The organism is Caulifigura coniformis (assembly GCF_007745175.1).
GTDB classification, from domain to species: Bacteria; Planctomycetota; Planctomycetia; order Planctomycetales; family Planctomycetaceae; genus Caulifigura; species Caulifigura coniformis.
Genome location: NZ_CP036271.1, coordinates 1851685 through 1875444 on the forward strand (window position 1 = coordinate 1851685; position 23760 = coordinate 1875444).

Sequence of the window (23760 nt, forward strand, 5' to 3'; positions counted from 1 at the left end):
TCAGCGAAAGATGAGTGCCTTGTCGACGCCCTGGATGCAGAGCGGGCAGTCGACGCCGCCCCGGCCGGCGCACGCGGTACATGGATCCACACGTGTCATGACTTTTGGAACCATGACGCTCCTGCCGAAAATCACGCCCGGCTGCTGCTCGGTCCAGGTCCGCTGGACACCTCCCTTGATGCACTTCCCCGGGCACGGAAGGACGGACCGACCGCCGCAGCTCACACAGGTTCGATCTTCGAGGAATCGAGCGTTCTTCTTCGACGCCGCAACGCGGGCAAAGGCGGCCTGGAGCGCCGGACTCCCGGCACTGTGATAAACCTCAATCTTGAAGATCGCGTCTCGAACGTCTTCAATCATCGTCGGCCAATCCCTGCCGGCCTGATCTGCGGCAGCGGGCAGAACTGGAGCGTGCTTCTGCACGAAGCGGCGTGCGAGCGTCGATGGCACTCCGCCACCGTGCTTCGTCTCGACTTCGTCGCCGACGGTTTTCACGAATGTATAGACGGAGACGACCTCGCCTCCGGCCAACAGCACAGGACCTCCGCTGTTGCCCTGGTTGGCAATGCAATCGAACAACAGTTCATCAGGGCGCACGGAATTAATGCTGCCCCTCACGAACTTCAGGTCGTCTCCGAGGGCATCAGGCCGAGGGAAACCAACAATCGCGACTTCTTCACCGAGGCGGCCTTCGGCCTCACGCAGTGGAAGTGGTCTGGCATCCAATGCGTCAAACTTGACGAGGGCCAGGTCAGCTTCATCGCTCAGCGCGACGACCATGCCTTTCAGTCTCCGCACCGGCTGCCCTTTGATCGAAACGGCAATCCGAATCTCGTCGGCCGTTCCCAGAACATCATGCTCAGCGACGTGCCTGTTGGTCAGCACCAGGTTCGGCGCCACGGCAAACCCGCTGCCGGATCCCGTCAGGATCAGATCCTGACCACGATCAGGGTCTGAACCTGGATTCTCACGTTCGCTCTTCGGAAGGAGGATGTTCATCAGGAGGAAGCCCTTCGAGACATCTGCCTCCTTTCCTTTTCCTTCGGCGATCAGCGTCGAGTAGACGACCGCACACGCCCGCTCATCGTCCGCATTGAGATTGATCCGATTCTGTCCGTCGAGGAACAGGGAACGCCCGAGGTTCTGTGAGACTTCCTGGCAACGGGGAGCCAGAGCCGCAGCGAGAGAAAGATGCTTGATCGCCTGCGAGTGCTTTCTCTGTTTCAGCTCCGCCACGGCCAGATTGTTGAGCGCCGGGACGTTGTCGGGCGATCGCCGGAGCACTTCCTTGAAGTGCTTCTCAGCGTTCACGGCGTCAAGGAGCGCCCATTCTGTGCTGCCGAGCAGGCCCAGCTTGAAATCTGCCTCGATGGAGTTTCCATCAGCGTCGCTGGCTTCCTGCAGGAAGTTGATCGCCTCTTTGAAGCCTCCGATCCGCAGAAGTGGTGTCGCCTGGCTCACCAGCCGTTTGGCTTTGTCAGCCGCCGCATTCTGGACGTCGGGCTTGACCCACCGATTTCCAAGGCGGACGAGACCTTTCTCTTTGCGTTCGTTCCACCGAGGCTCCTCGGCGGCAAGCCGCGCCTCCTGTTTGTCGGTCAGCGCATACTTCTTCCGGAGGTCCGCAAGGAACCTCTGCCCCCCTTCCGGGGTGAGTTCAAGGTTGAGTCTCTCGAACATCCGCGTCAGGTCCGTATCCTTGATCTCCTTCGGCTTATCGTCGTCCGCAGCGGGCGCCGGCTGTGCGGGAAGCTCCGCAACCGGCGGCCGGGTGACCAGTTGAGCGAGCGGCGCGGCCATGGCGGCCGGTTTCGTCGTCTCCCGATCGGTCCGGACGGCGGGAGCCGATCGCGATGGCTCCAGAGGCTCACTGACGGGTGCCGGCTTCGGTGAACTGGAGGCAATTGCAGAAGTCGGCCGTCTGGACGGGACCTCGGGCATCAACGGCTTCAGAGTGGCTGGCTGGGCAACCGCGGGTGCATTCTTTTCGTCCGCCGGTTTGTCTTCACGGCCGGGCATCAGGAGGAGGCCCACAACCACTATTGCGGAAATAGCACAGCCAGCGGCGGCAAGCACGATGCGACGGCGATTGACATCGTCCGCGTCCGACGAATCATCCTCGTCTGCGTCGTCCGCCTTCTTCTTCCTGGCGCCAATGGAGATGACGGACGCGACGGCCTGCCATTCACCGTCTCCCCCGCGACGGACGCGGGTCCCCGGTTCAATCATTCCTTCGGACAATAGTTTCCGGAGCCGGGATTCCGTGAAAGGCCCTGCATCGCCGCCAGAACGACGGACATACCATTCCTTCATTTCAGCCCCCCCCAGCCAACCCAAGCAGAGACGAAGACTTCGAGTCAAAGCGCGGCCACACATGCCAGCGTGACCCAATCGAAGAGCAACGTCAATAAGGTCGAAGTCCGAATAGGTCGCCGACCGCCATGCTCACATCGCGAAGAAGGGGAAGCATGCGATCGCGAAAGATGCCCTGCCCTGAGAAGCAAAAACCACCCCGGCAGATGTCCATCCCGCCAGGGTGACCGCGAAAGGCCTGCTGCACCGTCCGCTCCGTCAGCGGGCAGGCAGGCCAAATCAGTACTCAGTACTCGGTGCGACGATGGCCTAGGGAAGAGACAGCCAGGTCTTCCTTCAGCCTCCAGCCTCGTCACCCCTAGGTAGTGGGAAGTTGGAAGTGGGTAGGAAGAAGCAGCTCGTCGCTGCGACCCACCACCCACCATCCACGACCCACTGATTCAGCTGCAGCCCATCGACTGGCCGCAGTTGTGGCAGAGATAGCAGTTGCCGTTGCGGACCGTGATCGCCCCGCAGTTGTCGCACGCCGGGGCGTCCGACTGGAACTGGGCGAACTGCTGGCTCCGCATCTGCGTCCCTTCGCCATTCGCATGCGTGCCGTTGGCCTTGTGATGGCCGGCGCCGTTCAAGGCCTTCGCCAGGGCGGGACGGATCCCGGTGGCGGCGGTCAGTACGGGCAGCGGCGACGACTTCGGCGCGGCGACAGCTTCGGCGACAACCTTCGGTTCGGCCTTCGAGTCCTTCGCGGCCGCCCCCACTTCTTCTTGAAGCGAGGGTGACTTAGGGCCCGAGGCGTCTCCAAACCCCGGAGCGGCCGCGGCGGCGGTTTCCGCAGGTTCCCGTTTCGGCGTGTTCGCCTCGCGGAAACCTTCGACGAACTGGATCCCGAGCCAGCGGAAGATGTAGTCAACCACCGATTTGGCGTGGGGAATGTCGTCGTTCTGCGTCCAGCCGCTCGGCTCGAACCGGGCGTGGCTGAACTTGTTCACCAGGTCGTACAGCGGGACGCCGTACTGCAGGGCCATCGACGTCTGCGTCCCGATGACGTCCATCAGGCCGCCGATCGTCGAGCCTTCCTTCGCCATCGTGATGAACAGTTCGCCCGGCTGGCCGTCCTCGAACAGCCCGACCGTGATGTAGCCCTCGTGTCCGCCGACCGAGAACTTGTGGGTCAGCGAATGACGGGTATCCGGCAGACGCTTGCGGGCCAGCCGCGGCGGGGCTTCCGTTGCGACGCTGGATGCACCGGCCTTCTTGTCGCTCTCCTTGCTCGTGTTGAGCGGCTGGCTCTGCTTCGAGCCGTCGCGATAGATCGCGAGGGCCTTCAGGCCGAGCTTCCAGCCTTCGACATAGGCGTCTTCGATATCCTCGACGGTGCTGTCGGCCGGCATGTTGACCGTCTTCGAGATCGCTCCCGAGAGGAACGGCTGGGCCGCCGCCATCATCGTGACGTGAGCCTTCCAGGCGATCGAGCGGCTTCCCTTGGCGGCCTTGAAGGCACAGTCGAACACCGGCAGGTGTTCTTCCTTCAGGCCCGGGGCTCCTTCGATCGTCTCTTCCGATTCCAGGTACGCCAGGATGCCGTCGATCGTCGGCTGGTCGTAGCCGAGCGTCTGCAGCGACTTCGGAACCGTGCGGTTGATGATCTTCATCATGCCGCCGCCGGCCAGGCTCTTGTACTTGATGAGCGCGATGTCCGGCTCGATGCCGGTCGTGTCGCAGTCCATCATGAAGGCGATCGTTCCGGTCGGAGCGAGCACCGTCGCCTGGGCATTGCGGTACCCATACTGCCGGCCCGACTGGACACATTCCGTCCACACCTGGCGGGCGGCGTCCTTCAGTTCCTTCGGGCACGATGGATCGATGTTCTCGACCGCATCGCGGTGCATCTGCATCACGTCCAGCATGCTTTCCTCGTTCTCGCGGTAGCCTGCGAACGGTCCGAGGTAGCTGGCGATGCGGCTCGAGGTCAGGTACCCCTGGCCGTTCATGAGAGCCGTCAGGGCTCCCGCGATGCCGCGGCCTGCATCGCTGTCGTAGGGGATGCCCATCGACATCAGCAGGCTGCCGAGATTGGCGAATCCAAGCCCCAGCGGGCGGAACAGGTGGGAGTTCTCGGCGATCGCCGGCGTGGGATAGCTGGCGTGGTCGACGAGGATTTCCTGGGCCGTGATGAAGATCGAGCACGCCTTGCGATAGCGCTCGACGTCGAACGTGCCGTCTTCCTTCTGGCACTTCTTCAGATTGATACTCGACAGGTTGCAGGCCGTGTCATCCAGGAACATGTATTCCGAGCACGGGTTCGATGCGTTGATCGGCCCGGTCGTCTTGCACGTGTGCCACCGGTTGATCGTCGTGTCGTACTGCACGCCCGGATCGCCGCAGAACCAGGCCCCTTCGGCCATCGTCCGCAGCATGTCCTTGGCCTTGTAGGTCGGGCCTTTCTTAGCCGGATCGGTCACCCAGGTGGTGGTCCAGTCCTTCCCCTTCTCCGCGGCTGACATGAATTCGTCCGTCACGCGCACCGAGAGGTTCGCGTTCTGGAACATGATCGAGGAGTAGGCTTCGCCGTTGAAGTTGGAGTCGTACTCGCCGCTGTTGATCAGCGTGCGGGCCTTCTTCTCTTCCTTCGTCTTGCACTCGATGAAGTCCATGATGTCGGGATGAGCGACCTTGAGGGACTGCATCTTCGCGGCCCTGCGGGTCTTGCCCCCCGACTTCACGACGGCCGCGATCTGGTCGAACACCCGCATGAAGCTCAGCGGGCCCGACGGCGTTCCGCCGCCGGACAGCTTTTCACGCGAGCTGCGGATCGTCGACAGATCCGTTCCCGTGCCCGAACCGAACTTGAACAGCATCGCCTCGCTGGTGGCGAGGTGCATGATCCCCGACATCGAATCGTCGACCGACTGGATGAAGCACGCCGAGCCCTGGGGATATTCGTAGGGCGTTTCGGGGCGGCGGATCGAACGGGTGACCGGATCGAAGTGGTAGTTCCCCTGCGAGCCCTTCACGCCGTACTGGTGATAAAGGCCCACGTTGAACCACACCGGGCTGTTGAACGCGCCATGCTGATGCAGGCACAGCCACGCTAGTTCCCGGTAGAAGGTCTCGCCATCCTGCCGGGTGGCGAAGTAACCGTCCTGAATGCCCCAGTCGGCAATCGTGCGGGCAACCCGGTGGATCACCTGCTTGACGCTCTTTTCGCGTTCCGGCGTGTTGTGCTCGCCGTAGAAGTACTTGCTGACGACGACGTTGGTCGCCAAGGGGCTCCAGGCCTTCGGGATCTCGCAGTCGGTCTGCTCGAAGAGAACCTTTCCGTTCTCGTCCTTGATGGCCGCCGTGCGCTTCTCCCACTCGACGGTTTCAAACGGGTCCGCGTCAACAGGGCAGAAATACGGGGTGACCTTCATCGGCTGAGCCTTCGACGAAGGTGCTGCCGAGCCCGCTCCCGGGCTGGCGGAACTGGTCTGAGACGAAGAAGCAGGCGCGGACATAGGCGAAACGGTAACTCCATTGGTGCTGTGCATCGTGCACTCCTGATAGCGTCCGGAAGGGCAGAGAATGAACAAACCTGCCAGGCGGCCGACTCAGCCGTTCGCCTCGCGAAATTGAGAGTCCCCGATCCTTTTCCCGGGGTGGAATCCGCGCACAACGAGGGCTTGATCGCTGCAAAGAGGGTGATCGGACGAGCAGTGTCCTTCACTGTACACAAATTCAGGTCGTGTACAAAATTCTCGCACAATTCCTTGTGCTCGCAAGCGGTAAAGAGTCCTAGATGTTGTGTTCGCCGCGAACGGCCAATATAGGTTCGGGGCCAATTCTGTCAACGTCGCTTGACCGCGTTTCGAGCCTCACTCAAGTCCCATCCGCCCCAAGTCGAAGCCCGGCTTACGGGTTAAGGAATTGCAAAAATCTCGGCGGCCATCACCCCGCCCCCACGGACACAAAATGTGCCCGCCGCCCCTCCCGAACCAGCCACGCTCGTCCCACCCTGCAAAACACCAGCCCCCGACGCAGTCACACGACAAAACAGACCAGCTTGCGAGCCCTGCCGTCCCACCACACACCCCGCAGGCCGACCTCGGCAAACAAGGACACCCCCACCACCGACCAGCAACGTCGTCGACAACGCCCCAGGCTCGCCCACTTCCGGGGAACCTGCGCCGAATCGCCGTGTCCACCCTCAAGGCGCCGCCAGCACCGCAACTCCCCGGCCAAACTTCACAACCCGAAGAGACGCGATCCACCGCAAATGCGGCCAGTTCTGCAGCGCCAGACCGAGCAAACAGATGCGATTCCTAAAAGCAAGCGGGCAGTCTTGCTTTTCGATGCGCTGCGTGGATATATTTTTTCCCTTCCCTCGCCGGCCGCGATCGTGGTGCGCTTGCCGCACGCGACATTGCGATGCCGGTGAAGAGAGCTATGATCTGCGGTTTTCCTCGCGAAAATGCTAGCGTAGCTCAATTGGCAGAGCTCCGGTTTTGTAAACCGGAGGTTGTGGGTTCGAGTCCCACCGCTAGCTCTGCTTGGGGAGAGAGGTCGGAGGCCAGACGTCAGAGGTCAGCGAACGCGGCACGCAGCCCGCGAACTGACAGCTGGCATTCGGCGCCTGACCTCGAAAAGTGAAGTGAGTGGTCTGCTGCTGGCGACCAGGTACGCAGTTCCGACTGACACCTGGCCTCTGACGTCTGGCCACTCGGAAGAAGGGGGTGTGCCCGAGCGGCCAATGGGGCCAGACTGTAAATCTGGTAGCTATGCTTTCGCTGGTTCGAATCCAGCCGCCCCCACTTGTTGGAGATGCCAGACGCCCGAGGTCAGACGCCAGTGGTTTTCACTGACGCCTGGACTCCGACCTCTGGCATCTCTCCCGCGGGTGTAGCTCAATGGTAGAGCTCCAGCCTTCCAAGCTGGTGGTGAGGGTTCGATTCCCTTCACCCGCTCTGTTTGTTTTTTTTTGCTGCTGTAGCTCAGTCGGTAGAGTGCGTCCTTGGTAAGGACGAGGTCGTGGGTTCAAATCCCACCAGCAGCTCTTCAATCTTCGAACGTTCGACTTCTGCACCGGCCTGCCCCTGGCGATTCGGTCCGACAGCCCCCAAGGGCCTTCGGAACCCCGAACAGCAAGGAGGAATGGTCGGTGTGGGATCGTTTTCGCGGATTGTTTTCGGCCGCTCAGTTGCAGGTGCAGCGGGCGGTTGTTAACCCGTGTGTCCGTTGGCACCGTCTGGGCATTGGCGCAGACCGCCTTTGACATTCGGGACGGGCACACCCGGCCCGAATGTTTGACACGCGGTCTGGCATTTTCCTGCCGCCGTTCGATCCTGTTTTCCGCGGAAAACAACGCACATCTTTTTTTGACTGGGAGTTTGGAGCACCACTCATGGCGAAGGAAAATTTCAACCGGACCAAGCCGCACGTCAACGTGGGCACCATCGGTCACATTGACCACGGCAAGACCACCACGACCGCCGCGATCCTCGCAGTGCAGGCCGGTAAGGGCCTCGCCAAGTTCAAGGCCTACGCCGATATCGCGAAGGGCGGCACGGTCCGCGACGAAACCAAGACCGTGACGATCTCGGTCTCGCACGTCGAATACGAAACCGCCACCCGCCACTACGCCCACATCGATTGCCCGGGCCACGCGGACTATATCAAGAACATGATCACCGGAGCCGCCCAGATGGACGGCGCGATCCTGGTCGTGTCGGCTGCTGACGGCCCGATGCCGCAGACCCGCGAGCACATCCTGCTCGCGCGTCAGGTCAACGTGCCGGCACTCGTCGTGTTCCTCAACAAGTGCGACCTCGTCGACGACGAAGAGCTCCTCACGCTCGTCGAAATGGAAGTCCGCGAACTGCTGACGAAGTACGGCTTCCCCGGCGACGACATCGAAATCGTCCGCGGCAACGCCAAGGGCGCTCTCGACAATCCGAAGGACGAGACGTTCAACGCCTGCATCGGCAACCTGATGGATGCTCTCGACAAGAACATCCCCGAGCCGAAGCGCGAAGCCGACAAGCCGTTCCTGATGGCGATCGAAGACGTGTTCTCGATCGAAGGTCGCGGAACGGTCGTCACGGGCCGTATCGAGCGCGGAGTGATCAAGGTCGGCGACAAGGTGAAGATCCTCGGCCTGCGGGAGCCGCAGGACACGATCGTCACCGGCGTCGAAATGTTCAACAAGACCCTGGACAGCGGAATGGCCGGCGACAACGTCGGTCTGCTGCTCCGCGGCACGGGCAAGGACGACGTCGAACGCGGCCAGGTTCTGGCTGTGGCCAATTCGATCAGCCCGCACACCAAGTTCGAGTGCGAAGTGTACGTGCTGAGCAAGGACGAAGGCGGCCGCAAGACCCCCTTCTTCTCCGGCTACCGTCCGCAGTTCTACTTCCGCACGACCGACGTCACCGGCGCTGTGAAGCTGCTCGGTGGAGCCGAAATGTGCATGCCCGGCGATAACGTGAAGCTCGAAGTCGAGCTGATCAAGCCGGTCGCCATGGACGAAGGCAGCCGCTTCGCCATCCGCGAAGGCGGCCGCACCGTCGGCTCGGGCGTCGTGACGAAGATCATCGCGTAATTGCACGGGCTTCTTCACGAAGCCCGAAAGAGCCGCGTCCCGCAAGGAACGCGCGTCGGCGAGAAGGGGGCCCACAGCCCCCCGATCTGTCCATCGATTTTCACGACCTCCGCGCAGGCCGACTTGCCCGCGCGGAGGTCCAAATTTTCCCGGATCAATCGAATTGACTGCCAGCCCCACCGGCTTCAAACCCGGGGGCGCACGCCGCCTTCCGCGGCGGTATGGCACACTGAGGATCGGCCAACATGGCTCGCGAATACGTCTGGCTGGAATGCACCGAAACCGGAATGCGGAACTACCGCGTCCCGAAGGAAACCCGCGGCACCGAGCGGCTTGAGCTCAAGAAGTATTGCCCCAAGCTCCGCAAGCACACGGTCCACAAGGAATCGCGTAAGAAGTAGTTGGTAGTGGGTGGTTGGTAGTGGGTAGCCAAGGAGTTTTCCTACCCGCTATCCACTAGCAACGACCCACTTCCTCGTTACGGGTGTAGCTCAATTGGCAGAGCAGCGGATTCCAAATCCGCAGGTTGGGGGTTCAAGTCCCTCCGCCCGTGCCTTTAAAAGTGGGTAGTCGGTAGCTGGTCGTGGGTAGGCATCAGATTCCTACGCACGACCCACCACCAACGATCTGCTCGTCCATGAAGGGACCCCAAGTGGCAGCGGCAAATACGACATCGCTCCTCGGCGAAATGTTCTCCGGGGGGATCTACAAGCGCAACCAGGGTCGGCTCGTCCGTCAGGGAACGTTTTTCGGCATCGTCGCCATCGTGGCGGTGGGCTGCATCACCCTGGCCAATACCATCCTGGCCGATCAGGCAACTCCGATTCGCGTCGGCGGCTCCAGCGCCCTCGCAGTGCTCGGCGCCTGGTTCGCCTGGCGGGTCGTCAACTACCCGAAGTTCGCCGACTTCCTCATCGCCGTCGAAGGCGAAATGGACAAGATGTCGTGGCCCGACTGGGCCTACCTCTGGCGGGCTCTCGGCGTGGTCCTCACCATGCTGGTCCTGTTCACCGCCTACATGTTCGTCTGCGACGTGTTCTGGAACTGGCTCTTCGAGACAATCCGTTTCCTCGACATCTCGACGCCCACGACGCCGACCCCATAACAACAGCCGCTGAGCCGCATCCCATCCGGGGATGTGAGTAGCCGGTGCAACAACCGACACGGAATTGAGTAGTACGATGGATGAGAACAAGGCGAACGCCGCTGAAGACGAAACGCCCGCAATGACCGGCGATGAATCCGCCGTCACTGCGGACTCGCCCGTCGAGAGCGCGCCTGTCGCCGAATCATCCGCCGACCAGGCCGACACCACTCCCGACATCCCCGCTGTCGAGGCGGAAGAGCCGGCGGCCGCGGAAGCCCCCGCCGCCGAACCCGCCCCGTTCCGGTCCTCCCGCCGCCGGCAGGACGAAGACGACGACGAAGTCTACATTCCACCGGTCAAGCCCGAGACGATGACCAAGTCGGAAGCCGGCAGCGGCCGCCCGGCGCTGCCGTCTCACATGAACGAGGACGACACGCCTCGCGACCCGGCCACGATCCCGCTCCACTGGTACGTGCTGAAGGTCCAGAGCAACCGCGAGAAGTCCATCCGCGACAATCTCGTCCGCCGCATCAAGCGCGACGGGTACGGCGACTACTTCGGCGAGATCGTCATTCCTACCGAGAAGGTCGTCGAGACCAAGGGTGGAAAGCGGAAAATCCGGGAACAGAAGCTCTTCCCGGGCTACATGATGATCCAGTGCCGCCTCACCGACGAAACCTGGTTTCTCGTGCGTGACACCAGCGGCGTCGGCGACTTCACCGGCGCGGCCGGACGTCCGCTGCCGATGCAGGAACACGAAATCGCGCGGATGCTCGGGGCCGAGACCGTCTCCGGCGAAGAGGAAAAACCACATCGTCCGGTCGTGAAGTTCAGCGTCTCGGTCGGCGATGTCGTCAAAGTCAAGGAAGGCGCCTTCGAGAGCTTCGAAGGAACTGTCGATTCGATGGACGAAACCACCGGCAAGGTGAAGGTCATCATCGAGATCTTCGGCCGGCCGACCGAGGTCGAACTCGAACACTGGCAGGTCGAAAAGAACTAGTTGGTAGTGGGTTGTCGGGAGTGGGCAGGAATGAGTGGCCTGCCCAGCTGCTGTCGGCCCAAGTCCAGCGAAGCGTCACATTCCAGGACAGCGGAGCTTTTGCCCGCCAGCCCTACCAACTACCTACTATCCACTACCAACTACCATGGCCAAAGCAGTCACAGCCCAAGTCAAGATCCAGATCCCCGGCGGCCAGGCGACGCCTGCCCCCCCGGTCGGTACCGCACTCGGTCCGCACGGCGTGAACATCGGTAAGTTCGTGCAGGAGTTCAACGCCCGCACCGCCGACTTCAAGGGCATGACGGTTCCCGCCGTCGTCACGATCTATAACGATCGCTCGTTCGAATTCATCCTCAAGAGCCCGCCGGCGTCGGTGCTCCTGAAGGAAGCCGCCCAGGTCGCCAAGGGGGCCGCAAACCCCAAGGCCGACAAGGTCGGGACGGTCACGATGGCCCAGGTCGCCGAGATCGCGAAACGCAAGTTCGCCGACCTCAACGCCCCGAACATCGAAGCCGCCTCGAAGGTCATCGCCGGAACCGCCCGCAGCATGGGCATCACCGTCGTCAACTGACCGGCGAAACGCCGGTGAAACACCGGCATTCACTCGCGGAAACCTGCCCGGCCCGTCCGGACAGCGGGACAGGGAGCACTTCCCCAATCCCCCCAGATAAATTCCCCGTGTCGTTCGATTGACGGCCCGGACGTTGCTCGTCAGAATGCTCCGCTTCTCATTTCGCGGCGGCCAGCTTACCTCGGCCCCGACCGCGAGTGGCTGTCGGGAACAAGCCTGCCATCGCAATCGGCGGGGTGCTCTGACGCACTGAGACTTTGAGGAAGACACCAGGCACTGGTGTCGGCGGATCGTTTGGTCCCCGCGCAAGTTCACGAACTGTCGGTCAAACAGACCGCATCGCGTCCCCGCGGCAGATGGAAATGTGTTGTTATGGCGAAAGTGTCGAAGCGTCAACAGGCGATGCAGAAACTCACGGCCGATCTCGGCTCCGTGGATCTCTCGAAGGCCGTTGAAATTCTCAAGAGCTTTGAATCGGTGTCCCCCAAGGGGAAGAAGCCGTTCAAGTTCGACCAGTCGATCGACCTCTCGGTCCGGCTCGGTATCGATCCGAAGCATGCCGACCAGATCGTCCGCGGCTCGATCGTCTACCCGCACGGCATCGGCAAGTCGAAGCGAGTGCTGGTGTTCTGCCAGGGCCCCAACGTGGCCATCGCCCAGGCGGCCGGCGCCGAATTCGTCGGCGGCAAAGACCTCGCGGACAAGATCAAGGAAGGCTGGACCGACTTCGACGTCGCGATCGCCACGCCCGACATGATGGGCGTCGTCGGCCCCCTCGGTAAGGTGCTCGGCCCCCGTGGCCTGATGCCCTCCCCCCGCGCCGGCACGGTCACCCAGGACGTCGCTGGAGCAGTCAAGGAATACCGGGCCGGTAAGGTCGAGTTCCGCTGCGATGACGCCGGAATCGTGCATGTCGTCGTTGGCAAGCTTTCCTTCGCGCCGCAGGCGATCGAAGAGAATGCCCAGGCCATGCTGACGCTGATCCGGAGCCTCAAGCCCAGTGCCTCCAAAGGCCAGTACATCCGCAGCGTGACGATCTCCGGCACCATGACGCCCGGCATCCGCGTCAACGCCGCGTAATCCGCAACCATTGAGCCGGCCTGCCCGCGGGCCGTTTGCGAGCGCCGGCGACCTGAAGTCGCCCCTCCGCCCGCCTCCACAGCACAACCAACGGACTCCAGTCCCGGACGGTCTGAAATGAGCAAAGTGATCAAAGGCATGATGATGGACGAGATTTGCCGCTCTGTCGGCGAATGTCGCGACCTCCTCGTCATCGACATGTCCAAGCTCGACGGCGTGACAGACAACAAGTTCCGCCTTGAGATGCAGAAAAAGGGGATCAACCTCCTGCAGGTGAAGAACTCGCTCGCCAAGCGAGCCTTCGCCGACCGCGGCTTCACGGCCCTCGAAGGCGCCCTCGCCGGCCCGTCGACCCTGGTCTGGGGTGGCGAAGACATCGTCGCCCTGTCCAAGGAACTCGCGAAGTGGGCCAAGGACGTCAAGAAGCTTGAGGTCAAAGGCGGAAGCGCCGACGGCCAGGGCTTCGACGCCGCCGGATTCGAATCACTCTCGAAGAGCCCGGGCCGCGGCGAACTGCTGTCGATGATTTCGGGTCAGATTCTTGCTCCGGGAGCGAAGCTTTCCAGCCAGCTCCTCGGCATGGGCTCGAAGCTCGCCAGCCAGGTCAAGAAGATCGCGGACAAAGAAGGAGACGCCGCTCCCGCGGCGTAAGTGTGCAGCTCCACTGCTGCTGATCCACATTTGAATTCATCAACTGGAAACACGTTTTCCGTGCCGGGGTGTGTAGCCCCGGGCGTTCCAAAGGGTGTGACAGGTCTCATCGCCTGCCGGTGGTACATCCGCCGGGACGCCGGCGACTGACGTGCCGGTTTTTCGCCGGCGGAAAGATTTGAAGGAGAGTTTGCAATGGCTGAGTTTGACACAACCACCAAAGAGCTGGGCGATAAGATCGTTGGTCTGACCCTGCTCCAGGCCAAGGCCCTTTCGGATTACCTGAAGGAAGTCCATGGCATCGAGCCCGCCGCTGGCGGCGCGGTGATGATGGCGGCTGCACCTGGTGCTGGCGGCGGCGACGCCCCGGCTGCCAAGACCGAATTCGACGTCATCCTGGCGGCGTTCGGCGACAACAAGATCAACGTGATCAAGGTCGTCCGCAGCATCACCGGCCTGGGCCTCAAGGAAGCCAAGGACCTTGTCGAAGGCGCTCCCAAGCCGCTGAAGACCGGCGTGCCGAAGGAAGAAGCCGACAAGATCAAGAAGGAAATCGAAGACGCCGGCGGCAAGGTCGAAGTGAAGTAATTCGACAGTTGCAGTCGTGTGAGAGTCCAACGCGGCGACGGGGAGGGCATCGCTCTTTCCTCGTCGCCGGTCGGCGTTTGTGCCGCGCCTGAGTCCAGGCCGATGCAGACCGGCAACGCGCTCGCCGGGAATTTTGTTCGGGTCGTTTGCGATTGGCACGCGTCTCGCTATACTTTCGCGACCAATGCCTTGCGATTGCGCTGCGCTGATATTGTCGACAGGGGTGAGTGCTGGCCGCCGGGCGGATGGTCTGCACTCGCAATGGACTTGCTTGAAGGGGGGAGCCGGGTTGACCGGGACGTCATTCGGCGAACACTTCCGGAGCAACCCTGCTCCGACGGAATCGACATCGACAACAGTCGGCGTCTACGCGCACTGCGTAGAAGTCGGCTGTTCAGTTGTTTCTACACCCGTGGATTTCGCGACTGTTGATTCACGGCGTACGGATTCTTCACGGGGCCCACGGACGCGACGGACCCGCTCCGCCCCGAGGTCATTGGTTTTGAAAACAGTCGTTTCCCGGCGCCGCGCAACGCGCGTCGCCATTTGACTCGCAGGTCGCGGTCCCGTGCCCGGTTGACTGCCCCGCGCACGCTCATTGTTTAATTCACGCTCATTGAGAAGCACGCATGCCGATTCCCGCTGAACGCATTCTCAAGATGGACTCGGTCGTCAACTTTGGCCATATCCAGGGCCAGTTCGACCTGTCCGATCTGACCCAGATCCAGACCGACTCCTACGATCGGTTCCTGCAACTGGACAAACGCCCCAGCCAGCGCCGGAACCAGGGCCTCGAAGAAATCCTCCGGGAAGTCTTCCCCGTCGAAAGCTACGACGGCCAGCATCGCCTCGAGTACGTCCGCTACGAACTGGGCAAACCTCGCTACACGCCCACGGAATGCCGCCAGCTCCGCCTCACCTACGGCCGGCCGTTCCGCATCTGGCTGAAGCTGATGAAGGAACAGCCGATCGAGGAAGAAGTCTACCTCGGCGACATCCCCATCATGCTCGGGGGTGGCGAGTTCATCATCAACGGCGCTGAGCGCGTCGTCGTCAGCCAGCTCCACCGCTCCCCCGGCGTCGATTTCGTCATCGCCTCCGAACCGGGTGAAAAGAAGGCCTACTCCTGCCGCGTCATCCCCGAGCGCGGAAGCTGGATCGAACTCGTCGTCTCCAAGAAAGAAACGCTCGGAGTCCGCATCGACCAGAGCGGCCGCTTCTCGGCGATGACCCTGCTTCGCGCCATGGACGCGAACTACTCGTCGACCACGGCCCTGCTGAAGCTCTTCTACGACGTCCAGTCCGTGAAGGTCTCCAAGGGGCCCGAGGCCTTCATCGGCCACTACGCCGCAGAAGACATCATCTATCCGGCTGGAACTCCGCGCTGTGGCGAGATCATGTGCGAAGTCTCGCACCGGATCACCAAAACCGTCGCCCAGGAGATCCTCGAGTCCGGCGTGAAGACGATCCAGACGATCGAAACCGCTCCCGACCAGCTGATCCTCAACAGCACCCTGGAAGATACCTGCGCCAGCCACGAAGAGGCGCTGCTGAAGATCTACCAGCGGCTCCGTCCCGGCAACCCGCCGCAGCTCGAAAAGGCGATGGACCTCTTCAAGGAGAAGTTCTTCGACCTCAATCGGTATCGCCTCGGCCGTGTCGGACGCTTCCGCATCAACCGGAAGTTCAACCAGGATATCCCGGACGACGAAATGACCCTCCGCGCGGAGGACTTCGTCAACGCCATCCGCTACCTGGTGAAGCTCCGAATCGGCGATCAGTCGGCCCAGGTCGACGACATCGACAACCTCGGCAACCGCCGCCTGCGCACCATCGACGAACTGGCGACCGAAGAAATCCGCAAGGGCTTCCTCAAGCTGCGGCGCACAGTCCAGGAGCGCATGAGCCTGAAGGAAATGGAAAACGTCACGCCCCGCACGCTCGTCAACCCGAAGAGCGTTTCGGCCGCGATCGAGTTCTTCTTCGGCCGCAGCGAACTCTCGCAGGTCGTCGACCAGACCAACCCGCTCTCGATGCTGACGCACGAGCGGCGTCTGTCGGCCCTCGGCCCCGGCGGTCTGAACCGCAAGCGTGCAGGCTTCGAAGTCCGCGACGTTCACATCTCGCACTACGGACGCATTTGCCCGATCGAAACGCCTGAAGGCACGAACATCGGTCTGATTTCGTCGTTGTCGATCTTCGCCAAGGTCGACGACTACGGCTTCCTGATCACCCCGTACCGCAAGGTGCAGAACGGCAAGATCACCGAAGAGATCGAATGGCTCCGGGCCGACGAGGAATCGAACGTCTACGTCTCGCCGGCTGATACGCCGGTGCAGAACGGCAAGATCTCGGAAGATCGTGTCCTCGCCCGCTATCGCAATGACGTCCACTGGGTCGAAGCCAAGCAGGTCCAGTACATCGACGTGGCGCCGTCGCAGATGGTCGGCATCTCGGCCGGCCTCATCCCCTTCCTCGAACACGACGACGCCAACCGCGCGCTCATGGGTTCGAACATGCAGCGGCAGGCCGTGCCGCTGCTGATCACCGAGCCGCCCATCGTCGGAACGGGCCTGGAAGACGAGATCCCGAAGTACTCCGGCATGGTGCTCCGCGCCGACCGGGCCGGGAAAGTCACCTATGTCGACGCCGACATGGTCCAAGTCGAAGAGAAGAAGTATCCGCTGCGGAAGTTCACCGGCCTCAACGAGCGCACCTGCCTCAACCAGAAGCCGATCGTGAAGCTCGGCCAGCGCGTCAAGAAGGGCGACATCCTGGCCGACTCGGCCGCGACGCGGAGTGGCGTCCTCGCCCTCGGCCGGAACGTCACCGTGGCGTTCATGTCGTGGGAAGGCTTCAACTTCGAAGACGCGATCATCCTCTCGGAACGCCTGGTGAAGGAAGACGTCTACACGTCGATCCACATCGACGAGTTCGACGTCGAGATCCGCGAGACGAAACTGGGCCGCGAAGAGTTCACCCGCGAAATTCCGAACGTCAGCGAAAAGGCGCTCCGCAACCTCGATGAGGGCGGCATTGTCCAGATTGGCACCCGCGTGGTCTCCGGCGACATCCTCGTCGGCAAGGTCACCCCGAAGGCCAAGGCCGAACTGACGCCGGAAGAAAAGCTGCTGCACGCGATCTTCGGCAAGGCCGGCGAAGACGTGAAGAACGAATCGCTCGAAGTCCCGTCGGGCATCGAAGGCATCGTGATTCACACCGAGCGGTTCAGCCGCCGGCTGAGCCTGTCGGATGCCGAACGCCGCAAGTTCGACTCGGACGTGAAGCGGGTTGAGCAGGAAGGCCAGGCGAAGGTCGACGAAGCGTTCAAGAGCTTCCTCAAGGAGTTCGAAGCGACCCTCGGCAAGCACCTGGTCGACGACGACGGACGCGAACTGCGGACGATCGACGATCACAAGTTCATCACGGAATACGCGCGTGATTTCGAGCGTCACTTCGAGAAGCTCGACATTCGCAGCCCGCAGAAGCTGGCCGACGCCCGCAAGCTCCTGAAGGAGAACTGGTCGATCGTCGAAGACGTGATCGACGACGCCGACCTCAAGGTCAACAGCATGAAGCGCGGCGACGAGCTGCCGAACGGCGTCCTGCAGATGGTCAAGGTCTACGTCGCCTCCCGCCGCCAGATTTCGGTCGGCGACAAGATGGCCGGTCGTCACGGCAACAAGGGTGTGATCTCCAAGGTCCTCCCGATCGAAGACATGCCGTACCTCGAAGACGGCACGCCGGTCGACATCGTCCTCAACCCGCTGGGCGTGCCGAGCCGTATGAACGTGGGACAGATCCTCGAGACCCACCTTGGGTGGGCCGCCTCGAAGCTCGGTTACCGCTGTGTCTGCCCGGTGTTCGACGGAGCGACCAAGGAGAAGCTCGAGGAAACGCTGACCGAGGCCGGGATCGATACCGACGCCAAGGTCCGCCTGTACGACGGCCGGACCGGCGAGCAGTTCGAACAGAAGTCGACCGTCGGCATCATCTACATGCTGAAGCTGCACCACCTCGTCGACGACAAGGTGCACGCCCGTGCGACGGGTCCGTACTCGCTCATCACCCAGCAGCCGCTGGGCGGTAAGGCCCGCTTCGGCGGTCAGCGTTTCGGAGAGATGGAAGTGTGGGCCCTCGAAGCCTACGGAGCGGCCTACATTCTCCAGGAACTGCTCACCGTGAAGTCGGACGACGTCGAAGGCCGGACCAAGATCTACGAATCAATGGTCAAGGGCGAGAACACGCTCGAGGCCGGAACGCCCGCGAGCTTCGACGTGCTCAACAACGAGATTCGCGGACTGTGTTTGAACATGCAGCTCGAAAAACTGAAGGCATGAGTGGCGAGTTGAGAGTGAGAAGAGAAGCCGTCGCGGCTTAGCCCGGCGAGTCCCACGATCTACAGACCACCCACTCGGAGATTGACGTGAGCAATAGCAACAGCGCGCAGGCTGGAGACGGCGTTTACGATCGCGTGAATGACTACGGGGCCGTGAAGATTTCACTGGCCAGCCCGCATGACATTCGCAGCTGGTCGTTCGGCGAAGTGAAGAAGCCGGAGACGATCAACTACCGCACGTACCGCCCCGAACGGGACGGTCTCTTCTGCGAGCGTATTTTCGGACCTGAAAAAGACTGGGAATGCGCCTGCGGCAAGTACCGCGGGATGAAGTACAAGGGCATGATCTGCGATCGCTGCGGTGTGAAGGTCACCCACAGCCGCGTTCGCCGCAAGCGGATGGGCCATATCGAGCTCGCCGCGCCGGTCGTCCACATCTGGTTCTTCAAGAGCATGCCCAGCCGCCTGGGCGCCCTGCTCAACATGAAGACCACCAGCCTGGAAAAGGTCATTTACTTCCAGGATTACGTCGTCATCGATCCGGGCGACACCCCGCTCCGCAGGGGACAGCTCCTCACCGAAGAAGAAGCTCGCGAAAAGCGCGAGAAGTACGGTGAGAAGGCGTTCGAAATCGACATGGGCGCCGAGGCCGTCTTCAAGCTCCTCCAGCGCATCAACCTCACCGAGGAATCGGTGAAGCTCCGCGCCGAGCTGAAATCGACTGGCAGCCAGCAGAAGACGAAGGACTACATCAAGCGGCTCAAGGTCGTCGAAGCCCTCCGCGACAGCCAGAACCGCCCCGAGTGGATGGTCCTGAACTGCGTCCCCGTCATCCCGCCGGATCTCCGTCCGCTGGTGCTGCTTGAATCGGGCAACTTCGCGACGAGCGACCTGAACGACCTCTACCGCCGCATCATCAACCGCAATAACCGGCTCAAGAAGCTGGTCGACCTCAACGCTCCGGAAGTCATCATTCGCAACGAAAAGCGAATGCTGCAGCAGTCGGTCGATGCCCTGTTCGATAACAACCGCTGCAAGCGGCCTGTTCTCGGCAGCTCGAACCGTCCGCTGAAGTCGCTGACGGACATGATCAAGGGCAAGCAGGGCCGGTTCCGCGAGAACCTGCTCGGCAAGCGCGTCGACTACTCCGCCCGCTCGGTCATCGTCGTCGGCCCGGAACTGCACCTCCATCAGTGCGGCCTGCCGAAAAAGATCGCGCTGGAGCTCTTCCAGCCGTTCATCATCCGCCGCCTGAAGGAACTCGGCCACGCCGACACCATCAAGTCCGCCAAGCGCATGCTCGAGCGGAAAGATGAAGAGGTCTGGGACATCCTGGACGAGGTGATCAAGAACCACCCGGTCCTGCTGAACCGTGCTCCCACGCTGCACCGCATGGGCATTCAGGCCTTCGAGCCTGTGCTCGTGGAAGGAAACGCCATCCGCGTCCATCCGCTGGTGTGCAAAGGCTTCAACGCAGACTTCGACGGCGACCAGATGGCAGTTCACCTGCCGCTGTCGATCGAAGCACAGGTCGAAGCCCACGTGCTGATGCTGGCGACGAACAACATCTTCTCGCCCGCCAACGGCAGCCCCATCATCACGCCGTCGCAGGACATCGTGATGGGTTGCGCCTACTGCACGGTCAAGCGTGCCGGCCAGCCGGGCGAAGGCATGACCTTCGCCTCGACCAAAGAACTGCTGATGGCCTATCAGCACAAGAAGGTCGCGCGGCACTCGATCGTGAAGCTGCGCCTCCCCGCCAACAAGCGCGTGAAGGGCGAAGGCGCCGACACGTACAAGAAGGGCGGCCTCATCCAGACGACCGCAGGACGGATGCTCTTCAACGACATCCTTCCCAAGTCGATGGCCTACTACAACATCACGCTGAAGTCGAAGGATCTGTCGAACGTCATCTCCGACTGCTACCTCGAACTCGGCCGTCGCGCAACGATCAAGCTGCTCGACGACATGAAGGAACTCGGGTTCCAGGAATCGACCCGTTCCGGACTGTCGTTCGCCTCGAGCGACCTGATCATCGCCACCAACAAGCAGAAGGTGATCGACGACGCCGAACAGAAGGTGCTGCGTCAGCAGAAGATGTACGACAAGGGCGTCATCACCGATGAAGAGCGGTACAACACCGTCATCGACATCTGGACCCATGCCCGCGAGCAGATCACGATCCAGATGCGGGTCGAGCTCGAGCAGGATCTCCGCGACAACGGCCGCTACGTGAACCCGATCTTCCTCATGTCGGAATCGGGTGCCCGCGGCGGTATCGCCCAGATTCAGCAGCTGTCCGGCATGCGTGGCCTCATGGCCAAGCCGAGCGGCGAAATCATGGAAACGCCGATTAAGTCGAACTTCAAGGAAGGTCTCACCGTCCTTGAATACTTCAACTCGACCCACGGTGCCCGTAAGGGTCTGGCGGATACGGCGTTGAAGACGGCCGACTCGGGTTACCTGACCCGTAAGCTGGCCGACGTCTGCCAGAACATGGTCATCACGCAGGATGACTGCGGCACCACCAAGGGAGTCACCCGCGGTGTGCTGTATCGCGGCGAGAAGGTCGAAGTCAGCCTGGCCCAGGCCATCCGCGGACGCATCAGCCGTCAGAACATCGTGCACCCGATCACCGACGAAGTGGTCGTCCGCGAGAACTCGCTGATCACGGTCGATATCGCCCGCAAGATCGAAGAGATGGGTCTCGAAAAGGTCCTCGTGCGGAGCCCGATGACCTGCGAAGCCGATCTCGGTGTCTGCCGCTGCTGCTACGGAATGGACCTCTCCACCGGCTCGCTGGTGGAAGACGGCCTCGCCGTCGGCATCATCGCCGCCCAGTCCATCGGTGAACCGGGTACGCAGCTGACGATGCGTACGTTCCACATCGGCGGTATCGCCAACAAGGAACTGGAAGAGAGCGAGCAGAAGACGAAGAAGGCCGGTAAGGTGAAGTTCTCGCGGATTCGCTCCGTGGTGAACGCCGAAGGCCAGACCGTCGTGCTCGCCCGAAACGGCGAAATCATCGTCAACGACCCGAAGGACCGCGAGCTCGAACGCTACACGGTCCCCCAGGGCGCCGTGCTGCTCGTGAAGGAAGACGACCAGGTTTCCGCCGGCCAGATCCTCTGCCAGTGGGATCCGCACTCCGTCCCGATCCTCGCCGAAGTCGGCGGTCGGATCCGCTTTGAAGATCTCGTCGAAGGCCGTTCGCTCAAGACCGAAACCGACGCCAGCGGCAACGCCCGTCGGACGATCATCGAGCACAAGGGCGACCTGCACCCGCAGATCATCGTCGAAGACGCCAGCGGCAAGATTCTCGACTACTACTACATCCCGGAACGGGCCAACCTCGAATGCGAGGAAGGCCAGCAGGTGGTGGCCGGTACGGTGGTCGCCCGTAACCCCCGCGAAGCATCGGGTACGCAGGACATCACCGGAGGTCTGCCCCGCGTCACCGAACTCTTCGAAGCCCGTAAGCCCAAGGATCCGGCCATCATGGCCGAGATCGACGGCGAAGCGAAAATCCTGCCCGACAAGAAGCGCGGCAAGCGCGTCATCATGGTCATCGGGTCGGACGGCACCGAAGTCGAACACATCATTCCCCACGGCAAGCCGCTGCTCGTCCACACGGGCGACATCGTGCGGGCCGGTGATGCCCTTGTCCGCGGTCCGCTTGTTCCCCACGACATCCTCCGGGTGTCGGGTGAAGAAGCCGTCCAGCAGTACCTGCTCCACGAAATCCAGAACGTCTACCGTGCCCAGCGCGTGGAAATCGACGACAAGCACATCGAGCTCGTCGTCGCCCAGATGCTCCGCAAGGTCCGCATCGACGACGTCGGCGATTCAGACATGCTCCCCGGCATCGTGGTCGACAAGTTCGAGTTCCAGAAGGGGAACAAGGCCCTCCAGTCATCTGGCAAGATCACCGATGCCGGCGACACCGAGTTCCAGGAAGGCGACGTCGTTCCGCTCGCCACCATCGAGGAAGTCAACGCCCAGCTCGAAGCCTCGGGCGGCAAGAAGGTGAAGTCCACGAAGCCCAAGCCGGCCCGCGCCAGCACCCAGCTTCTCGGCATCACCAAGGCCGCGGTCCAGAGCGAATCGTTCATCTCCGCCGCGTCCTTCCAGGAAACGACGAAGGTCCTCACCGAGGCCGCCATGGCCGGAAAGCTCGATACCCTGAAGGGACTGAAAGAGAACGTGATTCTCGGCCACCTCATCCCGGCCGGCACGGGCTTCAACACCCACCAGGATTCGGACGTCCGCATCCGTCCCGAAGCCCAGCAGGAGCTGCGTGCTGAACACGCCCGCATCCTCGCGGCCCGCCGCGAAATGCTGCGTGAAGAAGACGGCATGCCGCAGCCCGGCGGCTTCCAGGGTGATGTTCCTTCGCTGAAGGATCTCACCGGCGAGTAATCGCCGCGAACCGCTGACCAAAAACAAAGGCCGCCGCATCAAACAATGCGGCGGCCTTTTTTAATCCAGAATCCCGCAGGCCACGCCCCGCGGGATCGGGCACGGCAAGCCGCCGCACTCCAGCAACCCCGCCACCAACTCGTCACGCCTCCCATTCCGAGGACCGAGTCCCCCTTCCGTTCAAGTGACTCGCTCCGCAAAAGGCCCCCAACTACGACCGCCCCTCCCCCAGCAATCCCTTGATCCATGCGGACCACTCCTCCTGCAATTGCTGCACAGTGCCAGCCGCCCCCTCGCCGTACAGGTACAGCAGGACAACGCCTCGCGCCTCGCCCCCCCGCTGGTAGGTCCCGACGACGGCGATCCCCTCGGACGGCCGGTCGATCCTGAGCATCACGTGGCGAAACTTGTCGTCCTGCTGGACGAGTTCCACAACGCCCGCAAGCCGGGGAGATTCACGCCGTTCGCCGGAATTTGCGCCCGCGAGGTTCAGCGCCGTCGTCAGTTTCACCCACAGGTCCAGTTCCTCGCCGGTCCCGCCCGAATCGACGCGCAACAGTGCGGCCGGCCGACCCGCGAAATGCTGCAGATACCGACGCAACACTTCAAAGAACACCGGCCAGCCCTTCTCAAATCCTTCCAGGTGGCTGTCCCAGTCGTCACTTGACGACGACAACGAGTGCTCCATCCGCATCAGGCACGTCCCGCCAGGACGGCGGATGATGGAGATTTCTGTGGCGACCGGCGGGGCCCCTTCCAGCCAGTCGCGTTCGACATAGCCGAATCTCAGCGGCGGCTCCCAGACGGTCACTTCGCCTTTCGACGCGCCATCCGCCCCGAAGTCGAACCGGATCTCGCCGCCGATCCCTCCGTCGATTTCGGTCCTGGTGAACCACGCGGTGTTTCCCTGGCCTGTCGCCATTGCGTTCCAGACGTCCTCCGGCGCGCCGGGAACGACGACTTCCATCTCAACCCACCGCTTTCCGGAACCATCATTCTTCAGTGGCATGACTCACCTGAGTAATTCGAGATTCGCCCGTGCGTGACGCCGGCGCCACCACCAGGCTCGGAGAAACAAACCCGCCAACAGGGTTCCAGTCTGTCAGATCCCGCGCACGCCGCCGAGGCCCCATTC

General features: G+C 62.2%; 13 protein-coding genes and 5 tRNA genes. 15 read left to right on the forward strand and 3 right to left on the reverse strand.

The window, feature by feature from the left end; genetic code table 11:
* Both Pan44_RS07325 and Pan44_RS07330 read right to left on the reverse strand, forming a co-directional pair.
* On the reverse strand, positions 1-2376 hold the full coding sequence (locus Pan44_RS07325; RefSeq protein ID WP_145028729.1) for a trypsin-like peptidase domain-containing protein: 2376 nt from the start codon (positions 2374-2376) through the stop codon (positions 1-3).
* A gap of 377 nt (positions 2377-2753) precedes the next feature.
* Entirely contained in the window at positions 2754-5810 is a 3057-nt protein-coding gene (locus Pan44_RS07330; RefSeq protein WP_390620639.1) for a vitamin B12-dependent ribonucleotide reductase, read from the reverse strand.
* 955 nt (positions 5811-6765) lie between these two features.
* Between Pan44_RS07330 and Pan44_RS07335 the strand changes: the two genes are divergently transcribed.
* From Pan44_RS07335 to rpoC, 15 genes are all read left to right on the forward strand, one after another.
* A tRNA-Thr gene (locus tag Pan44_RS07335) sits at positions 6766-6838 on the forward strand.
* Positions 6839-7021: 183 nt separating this feature from the next.
* Positions 7022-7103: transfer RNA gene (locus Pan44_RS07340), tRNA-Tyr, on the forward strand.
* An 82-nt stretch (positions 7104-7185) separates the two neighbouring features.
* A tRNA-Gly gene (locus Pan44_RS07345) sits at positions 7186-7256 on the forward strand.
* A 16-nt stretch (positions 7257-7272) separates the two neighbouring features.
* Positions 7273-7345 (forward strand) — tRNA-Thr (locus Pan44_RS07350).
* Positions 7346-7693: 348 nt separating this feature from the next.
* Positions 7694-8890: an elongation factor Tu gene (gene tuf, locus Pan44_RS07355; protein ID WP_145028733.1), complete on the forward strand. Its 1197-nt coding sequence runs from the start codon at positions 7694-7696 to the stop codon at positions 8888-8890.
* Between the two features lie 245 nt (positions 8891-9135).
* Positions 9136-9291 carry a 50S ribosomal protein L33 gene (gene rpmG, locus Pan44_RS07360; RefSeq protein ID WP_145028735.1) on the forward strand — a complete coding sequence of 52 codons (156 nt, stop codon included), beginning with the start codon at positions 9136-9138 and terminating at the stop codon, positions 9289-9291.
* 79 nt (positions 9292-9370) lie between these two features.
* Positions 9371-9443 (forward strand) — tRNA-Trp (locus Pan44_RS07365).
* 99 nt (positions 9444-9542) lie between these two features.
* Complete coding sequence (locus Pan44_RS07370; RefSeq protein ID WP_197453919.1) at positions 9543-9995, forward strand: preprotein translocase subunit SecE; 453 nt, start codon at positions 9543-9545, stop codon at positions 9993-9995.
* A gap of 76 nt (positions 9996-10071) precedes the next feature.
* The gene (gene nusG / locus Pan44_RS27800) at positions 10072-10977 is read left to right on the forward strand and encodes a transcription termination/antitermination protein NusG (RefSeq protein ID WP_231754247.1); all 906 of its coding nucleotides are present in this window, start codon (positions 10072-10074) and stop codon (positions 10975-10977) included.
* A 145-nt stretch (positions 10978-11122) separates the two neighbouring features.
* A complete protein-coding gene (gene rplK / locus Pan44_RS07380; RefSeq protein WP_145028739.1) occupies positions 11123-11548 on the forward strand; it encodes a 50S ribosomal protein L11 in 426 nt (141 codons plus the stop codon).
* Between the two features lie 372 nt (positions 11549-11920).
* Positions 11921-12628: a 50S ribosomal protein L1 gene (gene rplA, locus Pan44_RS07385; protein WP_145028741.1), complete on the forward strand. Its 708-nt coding sequence runs from the start codon at positions 11921-11923 to the stop codon at positions 12626-12628.
* 117 nt (positions 12629-12745) lie between these two features.
* Complete coding sequence (gene rplJ, locus Pan44_RS07390) at positions 12746-13279, forward strand: 50S ribosomal protein L10 (RefSeq protein ID WP_145028743.1); 534 nt, start codon at positions 12746-12748, stop codon at positions 13277-13279.
* A 195-nt stretch (positions 13280-13474) separates the two neighbouring features.
* Entirely contained in the window at positions 13475-13867 is a 393-nt protein-coding gene (gene rplL, locus Pan44_RS07395; RefSeq protein ID WP_145028745.1) for a 50S ribosomal protein L7/L12, read from the forward strand.
* Between the two features lie 629 nt (positions 13868-14496).
* Positions 14497-18207 (forward strand): DNA-directed RNA polymerase subunit beta, encoded by a 3711-nt coding sequence (rpoB, locus tag Pan44_RS07400; RefSeq protein ID WP_145028747.1) that lies wholly within the window; start codon positions 14497-14499, stop codon positions 18205-18207.
* An 86-nt stretch (positions 18208-18293) separates the two neighbouring features.
* Complete coding sequence (gene rpoC / locus Pan44_RS07405; RefSeq protein ID WP_145028748.1) at positions 18294-22625, forward strand: DNA-directed RNA polymerase subunit beta'; 4332 nt, start codon at positions 18294-18296, stop codon at positions 22623-22625.
* 211 nt (positions 22626-22836) lie between these two features.
* Here the strand turns inward: rpoC and Pan44_RS07410 are convergent, their stop codons facing one another.
* Positions 22837-23634 (reverse strand): SRPBCC family protein, encoded by a 798-nt coding sequence (locus Pan44_RS07410; RefSeq protein ID WP_197453920.1) that lies wholly within the window; start codon positions 23632-23634, stop codon positions 22837-22839.
* Positions 23635-23760 lie beyond the last annotated feature (126 nt).

Coding starts and splice junctions, on each gene's coding strand:
- Pan44_RS07410 (WP_197453920.1), bottom strand. CDS start 23,634: ATGCCACTGAAGAATGATGGTTCCGGAAAGCGGTGGGTTGAGATGGAA.
- rpoB (WP_145028747.1), top strand. CDS start 14,497: ATGCCGATTCCCGCTGAACGCATTCTCAAGATGGACTCGGTCGTCAAC.
- Pan44_RS07330 (WP_390620639.1), bottom strand. CDS start 5,810: ATGTCCGCGCCTGCTTCTTCGTCTCAGACCAGTTCCGCCAGCCCGGGA.
- tuf (WP_145028733.1), top strand. CDS start 7,694: ATGGCGAAGGAAAATTTCAACCGGACCAAGCCGCACGTCAACGTGGGC.
- rplJ (WP_145028743.1), top strand. CDS start 12,746: ATGAGCAAAGTGATCAAAGGCATGATGATGGACGAGATTTGCCGCTCT.
- rplK (WP_145028739.1), top strand. CDS start 11,123: ATGGCCAAAGCAGTCACAGCCCAAGTCAAGATCCAGATCCCCGGCGGC.
- rpmG (WP_145028735.1), top strand. CDS start 9,136: ATGGCTCGCGAATACGTCTGGCTGGAATGCACCGAAACCGGAATGCGG.
- rplL (WP_145028745.1), top strand. CDS start 13,475: ATGGCTGAGTTTGACACAACCACCAAAGAGCTGGGCGATAAGATCGTT.
- Pan44_RS07325 (WP_145028729.1), bottom strand. CDS start 2,376: ATGTGTGGCCGCGCTTTGACTCGAAGTCTTCGTCTCTGCTTGGGTTGG.
- nusG (WP_231754247.1), top strand. CDS start 10,072: ATGGATGAGAACAAGGCGAACGCCGCTGAAGACGAAACGCCCGCAATG.
- rplA (WP_145028741.1), top strand. CDS start 11,921: ATGGCGAAAGTGTCGAAGCGTCAACAGGCGATGCAGAAACTCACGGCC.